This window comes from Staphylococcus sp. GDY8P126P, assembly GCF_017891965.1.
In the GTDB taxonomy this organism is placed as follows: domain Bacteria; phylum Bacillota; class Bacilli; order Staphylococcales; family Staphylococcaceae; genus Staphylococcus; species Staphylococcus saprophyticus.
The window spans coordinates 41,916-60,130 of the sequence record NZ_JAESKG010000004.1 but is presented as its reverse complement, the minus strand read 5'-3'; the positions used below and the strand labels follow the sequence as shown (position 1 = coordinate 60,130).

Annotated in this window: 15 protein-coding genes; 7 read left to right on the top strand and 8 right to left on the bottom strand. The window is 32.6% G+C overall.

All coding sequences use genetic code 11. The features are described 5' to 3' along the window. Positions 1 to 978: a YdcF family protein gene (locus KA893_RS08510; protein WP_081324743.1), complete on the top strand. Its 978-nt coding sequence runs from the start codon at positions 1 to 3 to the stop codon at positions 976 to 978. A gap of 186 nt (positions 979 to 1,164) precedes the next feature. Here KA893_RS08510 and KA893_RS08505 read toward each other — a convergent pair whose 3' ends face one another. Both KA893_RS08505 and KA893_RS08500 read right to left on the bottom strand, forming a co-directional pair. Further along, positions 1,165 to 1,833 carry an ABC transporter ATP-binding protein gene (locus tag KA893_RS08505; RefSeq protein WP_069838165.1) on the bottom strand — a complete coding sequence of 223 codons (669 nt, stop codon included), beginning with the start codon at positions 1,831 to 1,833 and terminating at the stop codon, positions 1,165 to 1,167. Then, positions 1,833 to 2,885 carry an ABC transporter permease gene (locus tag KA893_RS08500; RefSeq protein ID WP_210125736.1) on the bottom strand — a complete coding sequence of 351 codons (1,053 nt, stop codon included), beginning with the start codon at positions 2,883 to 2,885 and terminating at the stop codon, positions 1,833 to 1,835. Before KA893_RS08500 ends, KA893_RS08505 begins: the two co-directional genes overlap by 1 nt. Before the next feature lie 154 nt (positions 2,886 to 3,039). Here KA893_RS08500 and KA893_RS08495 point away from each other — a divergent pair, with 154 nt between their 5' ends. Continuing rightward, positions 3,040 to 3,714, top strand: coding sequence for a response regulator transcription factor (locus KA893_RS08495; protein WP_002482492.1), 675 nt, complete (start codon positions 3,040 to 3,042; stop codon positions 3,712 to 3,714). Further along, on the top strand, positions 3,707 to 5,089 hold the full coding sequence (locus KA893_RS08490) for a HAMP domain-containing sensor histidine kinase (RefSeq protein ID WP_069821549.1): 1,383 nt from the start codon (positions 3,707 to 3,709) through the stop codon (positions 5,087 to 5,089). Before KA893_RS08495 ends, KA893_RS08490 begins: the two co-directional genes overlap by 8 nt. Before the next feature lie 164 nt (positions 5,090 to 5,253). Here the strand turns inward: KA893_RS08490 and mqo are convergent, their stop codons facing one another. Next, positions 5,254 to 6,732 (bottom strand): malate dehydrogenase (quinone), encoded by a 1,479-nt coding sequence (mqo, locus tag KA893_RS08485; RefSeq protein WP_002482490.1) that lies wholly within the window; start codon positions 6,730 to 6,732, stop codon positions 5,254 to 5,256. Positions 6,733 to 7,124: 392 nt separating this feature from the next. On the opposite strand from mqo, the gene KA893_RS08480 reads away from it, so the two are divergent. Next, positions 7,125 to 8,273: a glycosyltransferase family 4 protein gene (locus tag KA893_RS08480; RefSeq protein ID WP_037537812.1), complete on the top strand. Its 1,149-nt coding sequence runs from the start codon at positions 7,125 to 7,127 to the stop codon at positions 8,271 to 8,273. Between the two features lie 148 nt (positions 8,274 to 8,421). On the opposite strand, the gene KA893_RS08475 is transcribed toward KA893_RS08480, so the two are convergent. Continuing rightward, the gene (locus tag KA893_RS08475; protein ID WP_011302489.1) at positions 8,422 to 10,023 is read right to left on the bottom strand and encodes an L-lactate permease; all 1,602 of its coding nucleotides are present in this window, start codon (positions 10,021 to 10,023) and stop codon (positions 8,422 to 8,424) included. 297 nt (positions 10,024 to 10,320) lie between these two features. On the opposite strand from KA893_RS08475, the gene KA893_RS08470 reads away from it, so the two are divergent. Continuing rightward, complete coding sequence (locus KA893_RS08470; RefSeq protein ID WP_069821550.1) at positions 10,321 to 12,009, top strand: CDP-glycerol glycerophosphotransferase family protein; 1,689 nt, start codon at positions 10,321 to 10,323, stop codon at positions 12,007 to 12,009. Between the two features lie 91 nt (positions 12,010 to 12,100). Here KA893_RS08470 and KA893_RS08465 read toward each other — a convergent pair whose 3' ends face one another. Both KA893_RS08465 and KA893_RS08460 read right to left on the bottom strand, forming a co-directional pair. Beyond that, on the bottom strand, positions 12,101 to 12,925 hold the full coding sequence (locus tag KA893_RS08465) for a hypothetical protein (RefSeq protein WP_069821551.1): 825 nt from the start codon (positions 12,923 to 12,925) through the stop codon (positions 12,101 to 12,103). 251 nt (positions 12,926 to 13,176) lie between these two features. Further along, the gene (locus KA893_RS08460; RefSeq protein ID WP_037537810.1) at positions 13,177 to 13,695 is read right to left on the bottom strand and encodes a GNAT family N-acetyltransferase; all 519 of its coding nucleotides are present in this window, start codon (positions 13,693 to 13,695) and stop codon (positions 13,177 to 13,179) included. Between the two features lie 272 nt (positions 13,696 to 13,967). Between KA893_RS08460 and KA893_RS08455 the strand changes: the two genes are divergently transcribed. Further along, a complete protein-coding gene (locus KA893_RS08455) occupies positions 13,968 to 14,957 on the top strand; it encodes an acrylyl-CoA reductase family protein (RefSeq protein ID WP_069838169.1) in 990 nt (329 codons plus the stop codon). A gap of 217 nt (positions 14,958 to 15,174) precedes the next feature. After that, complete coding sequence (glcP, locus tag KA893_RS08450) at positions 15,175 to 16,539, top strand: glucose transporter GlcP (protein WP_002482483.1); 1,365 nt, start codon at positions 15,175 to 15,177, stop codon at positions 16,537 to 16,539. Between the two features lie 70 nt (positions 16,540 to 16,609). Here the strand turns inward: glcP and KA893_RS08445 are convergent, their stop codons facing one another. Continuing rightward, positions 16,610 to 17,011: a GNAT family N-acetyltransferase gene (locus KA893_RS08445; protein WP_037537807.1), complete on the bottom strand. Its 402-nt coding sequence runs from the start codon at positions 17,009 to 17,011 to the stop codon at positions 16,610 to 16,612. Positions 17,012 to 17,161: 150 nt separating this feature from the next. After that, the gene (locus KA893_RS08440; protein ID WP_002482481.1) at positions 17,162 to 18,193 is read right to left on the bottom strand and encodes an NAD(P)/FAD-dependent oxidoreductase; all 1,032 of its coding nucleotides are present in this window, start codon (positions 18,191 to 18,193) and stop codon (positions 17,162 to 17,164) included. Positions 18,194 to 18,215 lie beyond the last annotated feature (22 nt).

Genomic DNA, 18,215 nt, shown 5'->3' with positions numbered 1-18,215 from the left:
ATGGGTATGTTAACTTTGGCTTTATGTATTATGATATTATTTACATATTTGTGTATGTTTTTTAACTTCAAATATTCGGCACATCTTTCAATATATATTTCCCAGGTAATATTAGGTTATGTTGTCATTATTATACATATTGGTGAGCATACGCTACCTATAGATATTCTTGTTGTCATGTCCTTAGGCGCTCTATTATTACACATCAAACATAAGCATTTAATGCAAAATCGCATGAGTGCCCTTTTCTTAAAACGTCTCTATTATGTGGCTTTTAAGCTCGTTGTTTTCACGCTTGCATGCTTTTACATTAGTTTGATTCCTATTGGTATTAACGTTATCTTTCTATGGATTTCAGCTATATCTTTTAGCGCGCTTTTCACTTTTATTTGCTACATGATGTGTTCGTCGAACTTTTTAAATCTGAATATTAAACCTGACTTCAATGTCATACTTGTCCTAGGTGCTGGTATATTTACAGAAAATGTAACGCCTATGTTAGCTAGCCGTTTGGATCGTGCTTTAACTTTATATATACAACAACCAAATGCTAAGTTTATTGTGAGCGGCGGACAAGGTCCCGATGAACCCATCTCCGAAGCGCTAGCCATGAAGCGCTATTTAATACATCATGGTGTTGAATCAAATCGTATTATGTTAGAAGATCAATCCACAAGTACGTCAGAGAATATCCAATTCTCTAAATCACTCATTGAGAGCCACTTCGAATGTGTCCCTAAAATTGTCTGTGTCACAAGTCAATTTCATATTATGCGTGCTTTACGCTTTGGACAAAAATTCAATTTAAAATTAACTGGAGTTGGAAGTCATACACCTTATCATTTTTTTGAAATTGCATTAATTCGTGATTTCTTAGCATTAATGTATCAATATAAATTATTATTAACGGTTTATTTTGCAGCTTTGTTTTTCATATGCATAATCGCATATTGGTTTATTCCAAGTATCCCTTTATAACATATTTTAAATATGAACACTGTATCGCTACGCGTCATTGAGTGAATAAAAAATCTGAGACATCACTAAGTGTCTCAGATTTTTATTTATACTATTTGCGGATGTAATAAATTAAATACTTTAAGTATACATTCCGTTTTATCTTAACGCCCTATTGCATTGCATCTAAAATAACACATCTATCATTTAGGCATTGGGAATAACGCCATCATTTAATTCAATGACTTTATCAGCATATTCAAATAAACGTTTATCATGAGTGATCATGATGCCAATCATTTTTTTACTTTTAATTTGATTTTTGATCATTTCAATAACTTCCGTCGCACGTTCCGCATCTAAACTTGCAGTCGGTTCATCAGCTAAGATAATTTTAGGATGATTCATTAGTGCTCTCACAATTGCCACACGTTGTTTCTCCCCACCAGACAGCATATGAGGAAAGGCAGTCAAGCGATGGTTTAGTCCTATTTGTTTTAGTAAAGTTTCTGCCCTTTGATTAGCTTCTTTCATAGTCATTCCTGCCTCTTTACCAATCGTTGCCAATTGTGCTTTTACTTTTAAATATGGTACTAAGTGAGACGATTGAAAGATAAAGCCAATCTCATTTAACCTTAATTCTGAAGCCTTTCTATCTCTAGTAAATAAAGGTTGATTATTATACAAAATATCTCCACTACTTTGTGAAAGTAAACCACCTAAAATAGTTAATAATGTCGTTTTACCAGATCCAGATGCACCATTAAGAATAACAAATTCGCCTTCATTCACATTGAAATTGATACCTTTTAATACAGGAGTTTCTGATTGGCCATTACCAAATGATTTTTTAATATCTTTAACTTGTAAACTCATTATTTTCCACCTCCAATTGCTTCGATAGGATCTACTTTAAATAATTTGATAAATGATAATATTGCTCCAATTATAGCAACAATAATAAATACACCTACAACTAACAGTAGATTTGATGTTGTGACATGGAATGGCATAGATACTGGCATTAAGAATGACAATCCCGTAATAATAGCAACTGATATAATCACCCCTATCATCGTCGTAATTAATATTTGAATAATTAATGCACTTAATAAGTGTTTTGTTTTCATACCAATCGCTTTTAATATTCCAATTTCTGGTATTTTTTGAATTGTCATAACATAGAAGAATGCACTAAGTACAATCGCTGAAATAACAAACAAACTTACAATCATCATATTTAATGGCGCTTGTTCTGCTTGATAACTTGGAATTTCACTTGTTATGTCATTTTCTGTAAATACTTTCACGCCAGAAATATCATTCACTTTCCCTTGCTCTGATTTTGATAAATCTTTAACTGGATAAATAGTGCTAGCTTGTTTATTTAATGTGTTAAATCCATTATCACTCATCATCACAACTGAACTATGTGAATACATCGTATCATTGAGTACACCTGATACTTTTAATACTTTACCATCTTTAAGTTTAATTTTATCTCCTACGTTAATGCCATCAGCAGTAAGTTTATTATTAATTGCCACTTCATTGTCTTTAGTAGGATAATGCCCTGCTTTTAATTCAGGCTTTTCGTTTTTAACCGTATTGATCATTAAGACGTCTTCTTCATTTTTATCAATCTTTAATGTTTGAGGTGCCATTTTTAATGGTTCTTGACCTGTAATATCTTCAATTTTATTTTGTTGTTCTGGTTTAATAATCGACTTCTCAATTTGTGGTTGCTTATTATCTTGTAAAACATACTTTTCGGATTTCATGTTGTCTAACATTGAGATATTTTCTCTTGCTAATCCTTGAGCTAATCCACTTATAAATAACACCATAATACCTAACAATAATATGATGAGCATGATTAAAATATAGCGAAACTTATAATATTTGATTTCTTGCCATGCTAATTTCATTATTTCCAACTCCTTCTTTAAAACTTATATTTGGAGTTTATGCTATCAATGTGAACTCAATATGAACGCATCTAAATTATTTCATTATTATAAATTGTATCGTCGAAGTGTTACATTTATAATAATCATAATACTTAATAAGGAGACCTTGCGTATGACAACCTGTCTAATTGTCGATGATGACCCAAAAATATTAGAATATGTTTCGAAATATATTGAACGAGAGCATTTCGAAACAATTGTCCAATCTAGTGCAGAAAATGCTTTATCTTATCTTGAAACACATCAAGTTGATATTGCAATTGTAGATGTGATGATGGGAAAAATGAGTGGATTTGAATTATGTAAAATACTTAAAGAAGATTTCGATATTCCGGTCATTATGTTAACTGCACGAGATGCTTTAAGTGATAAAGAACAAGCTTATTTAACAGGTACAGACGATTATGTTACAAAACCTTTTGAAGTTAAGGAATTGATGTTCAGAATTAAAGCGGTACTTAAACGTTATAATGTTAATATAAATAACGAAGTTTCAATCGGTAATCTGACATTAAACCAATCCTATTTAGAAATTCAATCTTCATCAAAATCAATGAATTTACCTAATAAAGAATTTCAGTTACTTTTTTTACTTGCTTCTAATCCAAGGCAAGTCTTTAATCGTGATGCATTAATTGAAAAAATATGGGGCTTTGATTATGAAGGTGATGAACGTACAGTGGATGTTCATATTAAGCGTTTGAGAAAACGACTTGAAAAAATAGATGCTTCTGTAACGATTCATACTGTAAGAGGATTAGGCTATAAGGTGGATGATCATGTTTAAATCACTCTATACACGAATAGCCATTTACACAATCACTGTTATGATATTCTCTGCAGTTGCTAGTTTTCTCTGTACTAATATTATTTATCATAACTACTTAAAAGAAAATAACGACGCTAAAATCATGCGCACATTAAAGGATTCAATTCAATATCAAAAAGAATCAAGGATTGAAGCATCTGCACCCTTTTTCAAACACTTGGGAGAGATGAATTATCAAGTGATGACAATTTCTGAAGATGGCCATCGTACATATTATGGCACTGAATTCAGAAAAGATAATATTAGCAAAAAAACAGCTGAATCTGTATTACATGGTAAGGATTATCATGGTATTAAAAATTTACCCTATAACCCTATTATCACTGGTTTTTTTGAGAATACAACGAAAAATACCGTTGGTATAGCTTATCAATCTAAAGAACATACATATGCTGTTTTTATGCGTCCTGACATTGGCAAAACATTTAGTGAATTTAGAATATTTCTTGCGATTCTAATCACATTATTACTACTTTTCTCAATTATATTGGTTATTTCATCTACTTATGCGATTATCAAACCGATACAACAGTTGAAACGTGCTACAGAACGATTGATGCATGGTAACTTTGATGAGGTCATTCATGTAACACGTAAAGATGAATTTGGTACATTACAATATCGTTTTGATAAAATGCGCCTATCTCTCAAACAATTAGACGATATGAGACAACATTTTGTTCAAAATGTATCGCATGAAATTAAAACACCGCTAACTCATATTCATCATCTACTTGATTTATTAAAGTTTGCTAAAACGGATAATGCACGTGAGCAATATATTGAAGAAATATATGAAGTCACAACACAACTTAGTGAATTAACAAAAGCATTGTTACTGTTATCAGAGATAGATAATGGCGCGCATTTAGACTTTGATGATGATATTCAATTAAATCAGTTGATTAAAAAAATAATTAGACATGAGCAATTTTCTGCCAATGAAAAAGATTTAATTTTAATGTCAGACTTAGAAACAATTAGTATGAATGGTAACGAACGTTTATTACATCAAGCCTTTCAAAATTTGATTACCAATGCGATAAAATACTCAACAACGGGTGGCATGGTTGACGTCACACTTTCACAAAACTTAGAGACAATTACATGTACAATTACAGATGACGGCCAAGGCATGTCAGCCGAAACACAAGCTCGTATATTTGAACGATTCTACAAGTCAAGTAATCATGATAATAGTAATGGCCTCGGTTTAGCGATAGCAAAAGCAATATTTGAACTGCACCATGGCACAATAACGGTAGATAGTGAAAAAAATGCTGGAACGACCTTTACAATCACATTCAAAAAGGTGCCTAAGACAATAAGTTAATTCGATAAAACGATGCCCTACATTTACAACCCATACAATGAATTAGGCCGAGACACATTTTGATGTCTCGGCCTAATTTAATATGAATAAAAGATATACAATGCACAATTTCTACTTCATTAGTTCATGGCTTATTTATTTGTCATCCTTAATCACCAATAACTCTAGTTAATTTTAAGATATTTCGTAATCTCTTTGTTTAATTGCGTATAAAGTGCTTCATTCTCAGATAATTTCATACCGAAAGAAGGAACCATTTCTTTAATTTTTTCTTCCCAACCTTCAAATTCATCTTTATAGCAACGTTTCAATAAATCTAACATAATATCTACCGCCGTAGAAGCGCCAGGTGAAGCACCAAGTAATGCAGATAATGAGCCATCTTCAGAAGTGATGACTTCTGTACCGAATTGTAAGGTACCTTTACCTTGATCAGTATCTTTGATTACTTGTACTCTTTGTCCTGCAACAACAACTTCCCAATCCTCACTCTTTGCGTTCGGTACAAATTGACGTAAATCTTCCATACGTTCTTCGTTGGATAAGGTAAGTTGTGAAATAAGATATTTCGTTAAATTCATCTCTTTAATTCCCGCAGAAAGCATGGTAATTATGTTATTAGGTTTAACAGACTTGATTAAATCCATATTTGAACCTGTTTTTAAAAACTTCGGTGAAAAACCAGCAAAAGGTCCAAATAAAATTGTGCGTTTACCATCTATATAGCGTGTATCTAAATGTGGTACAGACATTGGCGGCGCGCCGACTGGTGCCTTACCGTATACTTTAGCTAAATGTTTTTTGGTAATCGCTTCATCTCTACACACTAAGAAGAGCCCACTAACTGGGAATCCTCCTATATGTTTAGATTCTTTGATGCCTGTTTTTTGTAATAATGGTAAACTTGCGCCACCTGCACCGATAAATACAAAGTCGCTTTCTACAATTTCTATAGTGTTTGTATCAAGATTTTTAACTTTCACTTCCCAAACACCGTCTTTACGCTGTTTAATGTCTTCAACTTCGTGTTTATAATTTAATGCTACATCTTTATCTTCTAAATTTTCAAATAATTTTTTAGTCAATGCACTGAAGTTAACATCTGTACCTGTTTTATCATAACTAATCGCCATGGGGATATTAGACGTACGTCCTTCCATAATTAAAGGCGTCCATTCAGTTATCTTATCTTTATCGTCCGTGATTTCCATATTACTAAATAAAATGTTTTTATTTAGTCTTTCTACACGTCTTTTCAAAAAGTCTACATTTTTAATCCCTTGAACAAAGCTCATGTGAGGCACTGGTTTAATAAATGCTTCTGGATAATCGAGTTGCCCTTGTTTCACTAGATAGCTCCAAAACTGTTTGGAAACTTGAAATTGTTCATTGATTTTAACCGCTTTTTTGATATCAATTGTGCCGTCTTTATTTTCGCTCGTATAGTTCAATTCACATAATGCAGAGTGTCCTGTGCCCGCATTATTCCACGCATTCGAACTTTCTTCAGCAGGTGTTGATAACCTTTCATACATCTTAATTTCTTTCTCAGGAGCGATTTCTTTTAAAATCGTCCCTAGTGTTGCGCTCATGATACCGCCACCAATTAAGATGACATCTGTTTTGCTATGTTGTGTACTCATAACAAATACAGTCCCCCTTTTATATGTGTTTAATAGAAACGTTATCTTTACTTTTATAATACGTTCACTAATTTAGTAAAGCGTTTTCTATAACTTAAAAATAAAAAATTCGTCTTATTGCCATTTATGTATTTAACGCAATAACACAATTACTTCATACCTCTCTAATTATATACGTAATTATCGCATGAAAAAAGGGGTTTCAGTAATTTTACACAAATTTTGTTAATAAGTGTTAACTAGAATATATCATATTTTGATGATTATACTTATTAAAACGAGGTATACTTTATTTATCACAACGTTTTATAAACAAAGAAAATAAAGAAATCCACCACACATTTCGTGATATAATGGATTTCAATTTAAGTAAAGTACGCTTGGAGGTTTTTATGAAATCAATCACTTTTTTTATGCATAATATTTATGCGATGGGTGGAACGGTAAAATCGATTTCCCAAATCGCTAATGTTCTAGCTGAAAAAGGACATCACGTGGAAATTATTTCCGTTTTTAAAGGAGACACATCACCTTATTTTGATATCAATCCATCCATTAAAGTTAAGCCCTTAGTTAACTACCAATTACATCCCTTTAATTTTAAAGATATCTTATTTAATCGTATTACTAAATGGACATCCTTATCGAAACCCAAGTATATTTCCCAACACGAACCTGGTCTTAATCAATTTTCACATTATATAGAAAAGAAAATGATTAAAGCAATTAAACACGTTAATACCGATGTCCTAATTGGGACACGCGCAAGTTTTAATATACTTATTGCTCAACATGCGCCTATGAAATGTGAAAAAATTGGTATGGAGCACATGAATTTTGATGCGCATCCAGAAGCATATCAACAAGAAATCATTAATGCCTATAAAAATCTAGACAAATTAACAACATTAACTGAAACTGATAAAGTAAAATATCAAGATTACATACACATCCCTACTTTTGTAATCCCAAATATTATCAATGAAACACGCTTACAAGAACAAAAAGTTAAAAATATTAGTGCCGCCGGACGTTTAGAATACGAAAAAGGCTTTGATTTATTGATTGACAGTATTAATCTAATTCAAGAAAATATGAGGCAATTTGGATATCAGGTCCACATATATGGTGATGGTAAAGAACGAGACAACTTATCCAAGTTGATCCGTAAAAATAACTTAGAGGATATTGTTTTTCTTCAAGGCGCAACACATCAATTAAATGAAAAATTAGCTAAAAGCGAACTGACAGTTATTCCATCCCGCAATGAAGGGTTTGGCATGGTTATATTAGAAGCAATGAATCAAGGCAGTGTCGTAGTAAGCTTTGACGGAAATGCTGGTCCTGAATCAATTATTCAAAATAATGTAAATGGCTATTTAATTGAACATGGCAATGTAGACGCTTTAGCAAACAAACTACGCCGTCTCATTAACCAAGAATTTAAGGATCAAGTTATTATCGAAAATGGTTATCAAACGGTTGAGACTTATGGGCCAAATGCAATCTATCTTTCTTTTAGACATATGCTTGATACTTAGACATTAGATAAACCGACAATCATAGGATTTTCACCTTACACAATGCAAAAACGCCTACAAAGTAGACATACATATGACTACTTTGTAGGCGTTTGTTTTATAATAAGCTATTAAAAATAAATCCATTTGAAATTAATATCTGTTTTTTCTATATAAATATATTTAATAAGAAAGTCCAAATACATACGAAAACCAGTAAAGCCACACTATAACGAAGTGTCATTTTAAGTAATTCTGATTCTTTACCTACTTGTTGTACAGAGGCTGTTGCAATAGCGATTGATTGAGGTGAAATTAATTTTGCTGCAACACCACCCACGGTATTTGCAGAAACAAGTAACGCACCACTTGCACCAATATTGCTTGCTACCGCGGCTTGAATTGGCGCAAATAAAGTATTGTTATTCGTAACTGAACCAGTTAAGAATACACCAATCCAACCTAAAATTGGTGATAATAATGGGAAAATACTACCTGTTTTCGCAATTCCCTCACCTACTGCATTACTCAAACCTGCATAAGTCATTAATTTAGAAATAACTAAAATAAAACAAATCGTAATGATTGGTAACCATAACTCTTTAAATGCGTTCTTGAATAAACGCACACCATCTTTAAAATGTACTTTATTGGACATCAAAATTGTAATAACAATAACGATTAAAATAGCTGTTCCTGTTTGACCTATGATGTTTAACGGTAATGTGATCGCCTTATTAGCGATTTCACTATATGTACCTGGTAGTGCAATGTTGAACACGAATGATTCTAGCGCACCACCTGGAACAAACAATGCTTTAAAGAAAGATGCACTCCAAATCATTACAACTACTGTTAAAATGACGAATGGACTCCATGCATAAATAATCTCTTTAGGTTGATGTTTGCTGATTTTTGGAGGTTCTTCATCTTTATTAATTCTAAAGATATGTTTTGGCTGGAATTTTTTAGAAAATATTGCAAGTGCCATCATTGCACCTAATGGTGGTATGATATCTGCTAATTCTGGGCCTATAAACACCGTAATGATTGCTTGTAAAACAGTGAAAGTAATCGCAACTACAAGTATCGCTGGTAGTGTTTCTTTAATACCTTTAAATCCGTCTATAATCCATATTAATAAAAATGGAATAAGCATATTCATAAGCACAAGTGTTAAAGCAGACATAGAAGAAACTGCCATACCTGTCACACTATCGTGTAAACCTAATGTGTCTATAACTGTAACTGGTAAACCAATGGCACCAAAAGCACCTGCTGAAGCGTTTGCAATCAAACACAACATGGCAGCTTGCAATGGCGCAAATCCTAATTGTGTAAGTAATAAAGCACAAATAGCGATAGGTACACCAAATCCAGCAGCACCTTCTAAAAATCCATTAAATGCGAATCCAATTAATAGCAATTGAATACGTTGGTCCTGAGAAATGCTCGATATACTATCTTGAATCGTATCGAATTGACCAGTTTCATTCGTAATCTTATAAAGTAAAACTGCCATTACAACGATATAACCAATGGGTATAATCCCTTGGAAAAATCCTTCTACAACAGCACCTGATGCAATATTTACAGGTAGTTTAAAGAAGACGATAGCAATAATAACTGTAACAACAACAGTTGTGATTGATGCATAAATGCCTTTCATTTTAAAAATAGTTAAACATAAAAGAAATAAAACAATCGGCACTGCTGCAACAATTGATGATAACAGGACGTTATCAAAGGGGTTAAACGTATCTACAAACATTTTGACTCACTTCTACTTTCTACATATATTTATGATTGTGTATAAAAACGATTCCTTATTGTGATTTTTTTCACAATTAAATTATAGCATTTTTTCTACCAAATTCAATAAAAATTTAAAATATTATTTTTAAATGCTACAACTCATACCCTATAATTACATTTAATTTACATTGCTGTAAAGAATAAATTTAAATATAGTGAGTTTTGCTCGGGGTTTTTTATTCACGGATATCTTTTGTCTCACGTACGCAACATGGTAAAATAAGATTATTAACTATTAAGTAGAGGGATATTCATGATAAAACAAATTGAAATTACTGCAGTTCATGATTTAGAATCTGAGCTGGAGAAAGCTAGACACGAAGACTGTACACACTTTGTCTTAATAAATGACAGCATAGACATATATCAACCCATGCTTGAGGCTGTATCATTAAAACCGTGTACGATTGTAGCGGACTATACAGTGAAAAATCAATATATCAACGATTGCACATACTTCGGTAAATCAGACATTACATTTAATGATTGGATAGAAAATATTAATCATTTTCCAAATGTGATATATCATATAGAAACAACACAATCTATCTTAAATAATTACGATATTAATAATATATTCGATTTGGCTTTGATATCTTTAATGCAAGATGATGTCATAACAGATAGTCATGTCGTTTTTAACTTTAATTCTGAATTTATAACAAGTAAGCGCATTTGGCATGATATTAAAAATCTAACGCCATTAAATACTACAAAATTCAATTTAAACAAATTAGCTTATACGCATAATCACCCGTTGCCCTTTAAAAACAACGAAATATTGGCTCCTGATCAAATGCGTTTTACTGACAAATGTTTAAATCGCACGCATTTTAAATTACCACATTGGTTATTTAAAATGCTTCAAAATCACTTTGTAAAGAAACACCAAAATATGAGCTATATATATGAAAAAGATAAATCAAACATTAAAGACCATATTGTATTCTTAGGTTTTGATTATGGTTTCAGAGGTAATTCTCGCTATTTGTTCAATCACTTTGCAAAACATTTTTCTAAGTTACCCATATATTTCATTACGAATGATGTAAATGGACCCAATTTTATAAAACCAGATGACCCTAAAACCAAGTCTCTCATAGAAAGTGCCCAGGTTGTTATTTTGGAAAGCTATATTCCAGACAATTTAAAACCAAATGGTACCATTATCCAACTATGGCATGGCACACCTATAAAAAAATTGTTTTTAGACAGTATGGAACCGACGCAAAATCTTAACATTTACAATTATCGAGCACGTAAATATAATAAATGGTTACAGCAAGATTATTTTATAAGTGACTGTGCCCCAATTATTGAACACTTTAAATCTGCTTTTCCACAACAACAAACTCATATTTTAAATTGTGGCTATCCAAGAGTTAGATATTTAATGGACAAACAATCTGATAAACATTATATTTCTTTCATCAAACAAGAACTTAAATTGAATCCTGACAAAGAAACACTATTATATGTTCCAACTTGGCACTCACATTTTGATGAAGTTGATTTATTGCCTATAAGTGACGGGTTACTTAACAAATATAATGTGATATTCAAAGGACATATTGAAGATCAATCAGATTATATGCCTGAAAATGCAATCATTGCACCTACGCATATTGAAGTTCAAGATTTATTGTTAGTATCTGATATTGTATTGACTGATTATTCATCGATTATATTTGATGCCCTATCGATAGATAAAGTTGTATGTCAATATACACCAGATCATGAAAAATATGTAACAGAACGTGGTGTATATGATGACGTGATGCACGCATTATCAACTGTACGTTATAGTGATTCAAAAGCATTGTTAAATGATTTAATCAGTCATCAAATGAAAGATGTTCATCATACTGAATTTATTAATAAAGATAATCATGCCTTTGAAACAATTTCTCACATCATTCATAAATGTATTAAATCTAAGTAATTGAGACTATGTCATAACTAAATAACAAACAAAAAAGTGAGCCAGACTTCATTAAAAGACTGGCTCACTTTTTCTAAACCTAAATTCAATATTATTGTTGATAAGCAGGGTCCACTACTCTAACAGTACCTTGTTGATCAACTGTAGCTATTGTATATGTTCCAGGTTGCGCTTGATTTTGGAAACTGAAGATATAGCTATAATTTCCTTCGCTACCTTCAATTGCATAATCATTATATGGATTAGATTGTCCATTTAAACCATTCACTTCAGTTGTAGCATTATCTAAAGCATTTTGGAAATTCGGTAAGTTTTGTAATGCAGCTTGTGAATCAGGTGTACCAGATGTAATATTTTGTGCTACTGGCACTGCATTTTGACCTTGATACGGCGCTACGTATTGCGATGTGTTGGCACTAGAAGCACCATTATTTGCATCTGCACTTGCATTATCATTTGAATTACTACCATTAGTATCATTCATAGTACCATTCTCGTTGCCATTACTTTCTGAAGATGTGGCATTGTTAGCATTGTCATTGTTTCCTGATGCATTATCTCCATCAGCATTTGAACTTGAGCCATCACTATTTGCGTTACTGTCATTGTTACTTGATGAACTATCTGAAACTGACGCATTATCCGAGCTGTTTTCATCATCTCCATTATTGCGATCACTTGAACTACTGTCATCAGATTTACTATCTGAATTTTTGTCTGAATCTGAATTGTTATCTTTGTCTTTATCAGAATCATTGTTCTTTTTGTCATCGTTCTTAGAATCTTTGGACTTATCCTCAGAAGATTGATTGTCTTTTGAACTATCATCCTTTTTACTGCTGTCATCATCACTACCATTTGAACAAGCAACTAGTGCTAATGATAATGTCAAAAACCCTGCTAATAATTTTTTCATATATGAAAACCTCCTTGAATTTATAATACTCATGACCCAAAGGTTACTTAGTATGTATCACGCTACCATTTAGGGTTGATGAGAATTATTATGTTATTCACTATAAATTCAAAAATGAACATCTTTCATCAAAATTCTTTCAAAAGAAAATATAAATTTAACAAAATCAAAAGAATTTTTAAGTTTATATTGATAGATTACACATCTTCGACAATTTAAATCGTTACACATGTCAAATTAACATACCTAGGTCAGATGTCTCTCTCCATTATCAAGTCGGTATCTACAACATTCCCTGTATAAAATTGATGTTCACCTGTCACCGACAATCCTTGCTTTTTATAAAAATTAAAAGCCTGTGCATTATGTTCCCACACGCCTAACCATATTTTCTTTTTATTTAATTCACGCGCTTTCGCAGTGGCAAACTCAATTACTTGTTTGCCCCGCCCACCACCTTGGGCATGTGGTAAAAAGTAGATACGTTGAATCTCAAGATACGCATCCCCCTTTGGTTCAGTTTGTGCTTCATTAATGTTTAATTTAAAATATCCAACAATGTCGCGATTTTCCTTATAGAAATAAGTGAATGAATTGTCATCTTTTAACTCTTGTAGTAATTGATCTTCTGCATAAGCCTCATCAAAGTATGCGTCGAAATCTTCATCTGTATATTCACCATGCTCAAACGTCGTCCTAAACGTAGTGATACTTAATTCTCTTAATACTTTAACTTCATCTAGTTTAACCATTTCTATAGATTGATCCATTCCGCTTTCACCCCACATTATATTTTATTGTCATTATACTAAAGTCGAAGACAGGTTACTATTTTAAAAAGCACCTGACTCAGTTCTAACTTATTCACTTTGTATAGAATAAATCTACGAATTTTATGTAATTTAAAAGTTTTTTTAAATTAAAACGCTTTCTTATAAATACTCTAGGTTTGGCTTATTGTGTAATATTCAATTACATGATAAAGTAGGTCTTGTTTTTTAATTGTTCGTAATTTTTATACATAAGGGAGTGCCATTCAGTAATGACTAACACATTCAAAGCCTTTGTAGTCGATGAACAAGACGGCAAAGTCGTGAATCAATATAAAGATATTTCAGTAGATGATCTACCAGAAGGCGATGTACTTATTAAAGTAAAATATTCTGGAATCAATTATAAAGATGCGCTTGCTACAGTAGAAAATTCAAAAATTGTTTCTTCTTATCCAATGATTCCAGGTGTTGATTTAGCTGGTGTTGTAGAACATTCAGATACACATGCTTTCGAAAAAGGCGATGAAGTCATCGTTACGGGTTATGACTTAGGGACTAGCCATTTTGGTGGTTTTAGTGAATATGCACGTGTTAAAGAAGAATGGATTGTACCATTACCAAAGGATTTAACATTAGAAGAAGCAATGATTTATGGTACAGCTGGATATACAGCTGGATTAGCTATTGAAAAGTTAGAACATAACGGCCTTTCTATCGAAAAGAAAGATATACTCGTACGTGGTGCTACCGGAGGTGTTGGTACATTAGCGATTATGATGTTAGATTCAATTGGATTTGATGTTATTGCTAGTACTGGCAAAAAAGGTGCAGAGGACAAACTAAAAGCGCTTGGTGCTAAAGAAGTTATTTCCCGCATTGCTAATAGCGATCAAAAAGCACTTGGCAAACGAACTTGGCAAGGTGTCATTGACCCAGTTGGCGGAGAGAGTTTATCACAAATCGTGAAACAATTGGATTACAATGGTATGGTTGCTGTTATTGGTATGACAGCAGGTGCAAAATTTGATAGCTCAGTATTTCCATTTATCTTGAGAGGCGTAAGTATTATAGGTATTGATTCAGTTTATACTGAAATGAGACAACGCAAACATATCTGGCGCCGTTTAGCTAAAGATTTAAAACCAGATAACTTACATGATATTAAAAAAGTAATCCACTTTAATGATATTGAAGATAATATTAAACAAGTACTTGAAGATAATAATTCAGGTAGAATCGTCATTGATTTTAATGCTTAATGCTTAATCCTTAACATAAACCTTAATTTTCTTTTAAAAAGGAAATTAAGGTTTATTTTTTTATTGATTTAAAAGCGTCCCTTTTTTATTCGTATATGAATAAAATGATATCTAATATAAATAGATATGAATAAATAAAAATCTTATATTTTAATATTTACAACCAAAATATGAAAGCGTATACTTATTGATATCGAAACTTATCAGGAGGGTTTTTATGGAAATTAAAGTAGATAAAAAACTCATCTTTTTCCTTGGTGCATTGGGAGGTTTACTCTATGGTTACGACATGGGAGTAATATCGGGTGCTCTATTATTTATAAAAGATGATATACCATTGAATAGTGTTACAGAAGGATTGGTTGTTGCATCTATGCTTGTCGGTGCCATCTTTGGTTCTGGTGCAAGTGGGCCATTATCTGACAGACTTGGCCGTAGACGTGTGGTATTTGTGATAGCTATTGTTTATATTGTTGGTGCACTTATCTTAGCATTAGCACCTTCAATGCCCGTATTAGTTATAGGTCGTTTAGTTATCGGATTGGCTGTTGGTGGCTCTACTGCCATTGTTCCAGTTTATTTATCTGAAATGGCACCTACGGAACAACGTGGTTCTTTAAGTTCTTTAAACCAATTAATGATTACGATTGGTATCTTATCTTCATATTTAATCAACTATGCTTTCACACCTATCGAAGGTTGGAGATGGATGTTAGGTCTTGCAGTTGTACCGTCACTTATTTTATTAATTGGTGTCGCATTTATGCCTGAAAGTCCTAGATGGTTACTTGAACATAGAAGTGAAAAAGCAGCACGTGATGTTATGAAATTAACATTTAAGGACAGCGAAATCGATAAAGAAATCGCAGATATGAAAGAAATTAATAGTATCTCTGAAAGTACATGGAATGTTTTAAAATCACCATGGTTACGTCCAACACTGATTATTGGTTGTATATTTGCTTTGCTACAACAGATTATCGGTATTAACGCCATTATATATTATGCACCTTCTATCTTTAGTAAAGCAGGATTAGGCGACGCTACTTCTATTTTAGGTACTGTTGGTATTGGTACTGTGAACGTTATCATTACGATTGTTGCAATTATGATTATTGATAAAATTGATCGTAAACGCTTATTAGTCATTGGTAATATTGGCATGGTTGCTTCATTACTTATTATGGCCGTATTAATTTGGACAATTGGTATTCAATCTTCTGCTTGGATTATCGTGGCTTGTTTAACGTTATTCATTATATTCTTTGGTTTTACTTGGGGACCTGTATTATGGGTAATGTTACCAGAGTTATTCCCTATGCGTGCACGTGGTGCCGCAACGGGTGCCGCAGCATTAGTATTGTCAATCGGAAGTTTATTAGTTGCTCAATTCTTCCCAATATTGACTGAAGTCTTACCTGTAGAACAAGTATTTTTAATTTTTGCAGTGATCGGGATTTGTGCACTAATATTTGTCATCAAATACTTACCTGAAACACGTGGTCGTAGTTTAGAAGAAATTGAAGCTGATTTACGTTCTAGAACAAATGCCACAGATGCAAATATTCATGAATCAAAATAATTTATAAACTGACACACATAAGGGTGAATCGCCATAATGCGACTCACCCTTTTTTATTGCCATACTATGCTTAAAATTTGATATACATACCACAAGAATGAGGTTCTGTAGTGATAAATCCATATTGTGCGTAAAATTGATCTGCTGGATAATCAGCCATTAAACTAACATAAGTACCTTCTTCAGCTTCATTTTCTACATATGACATGATATGCGACATAATCGTTTTACCATAACCTTGTCCTTGAAACTCAGGGTTTACAGCAATATCAATAATTTGAAATGCTGTACCACCATCACCGATGACACGTCCCATACCTATCAAGTCTGTTCCATGATATATGGTCACATTAAAACATGCATTGCTAATGCCCTTTTCCGCAGCTTTTTGTGATTTCTCACTTAACCCTGCTACTTTTCGCAAATTTCTATAATCAACTACACTAGGTGCTTCATGCTTTATCTCTATCATCGTGCCACATCTCCTATAACTTATGTTTTCTATATTATGATATAGTCTGTAATAATTCTCAAACTATCCTTCATATAATTAATGCTTTTTGTATAAAAAAATCGACAACGGTTTTTCCGCTGTCGTTTAAAAAGCATCATGTGCTGTAAGCTATAAATATTTTTTCATAACTACCTTATTAGATTCTTTGAAAATCTCATTATGGCTAGAAACATAGCCTTCTGCTTTTGCTTTTGGTTCTATATAAAGTTTAGCTAGGTTAGCTGCATTCGCAGCGTCACTAAATGCACTTGCAATTAAATGTGCTTTAGCTTCATGATAAATAATGTCACCACATGCATATAGACCATCGATGCTTGTAGCAGTATTACCAAAGCCCTTAATGCTATATTCATTAAACATATCTACTTTAGCAGAAGATTGTTCAAGTAATGTATTCTCTCTATCAAAGCCATGACTAATGATGACATCATCAAATGATTTTACAGTATGTTCCCCAGTTTCAATATTCTCTAAGATGACTTGCTCAATCTGCGTTTGCGTTTCATCACCAATTAATTGATGTATATGTGTATTCGGTAATTTTTTAACGTTTAATTGTTCCAATTTTTCTTTCATGACTTCATAACCTTTAATATCAGCTTTTCTATATATTAGCGTTACACTTTTAGCATAGCCACTTAAATCATTTGCCCAATCCAATGCTGAATTGCCAGCTCCTGAAATCAATACATGTTTGTCTTTGAATTTTTTTAATGACTGAACGACGTAATGTAAATTTGTCAATTTGTATCTCTCTGCATCCTTAATATCGAGTTGCTTCGGATTAATGATGCCGCCACCAATCGCAATAATAACTGATTTACTAGAAAATACATTACCTTTATCAGTTTCAACTTCAAAGTGTTGTTGTTCTATTTTCCTGATATCAATCACACGTTCTTCTAAATTTACTTCTGGTTCAAAATGCAAACCTTGCTTAACTGTATCTTGAATTACTTCAAAACAAGGTTTTGGAGCTAATCCACCAATATCCCAAATAATCTTTTCTGGATATACATGCATTTTACCACCAAGTTTATCCTGGATATCTATAATACGCACACGCATACCCCTTAAGCCTGAATAGAAACTAGCAAATAATCCTGCAGGACCTCCGCCAATTATAATAACATCATCCATAAAGCATCCTCCCAAAATTCAG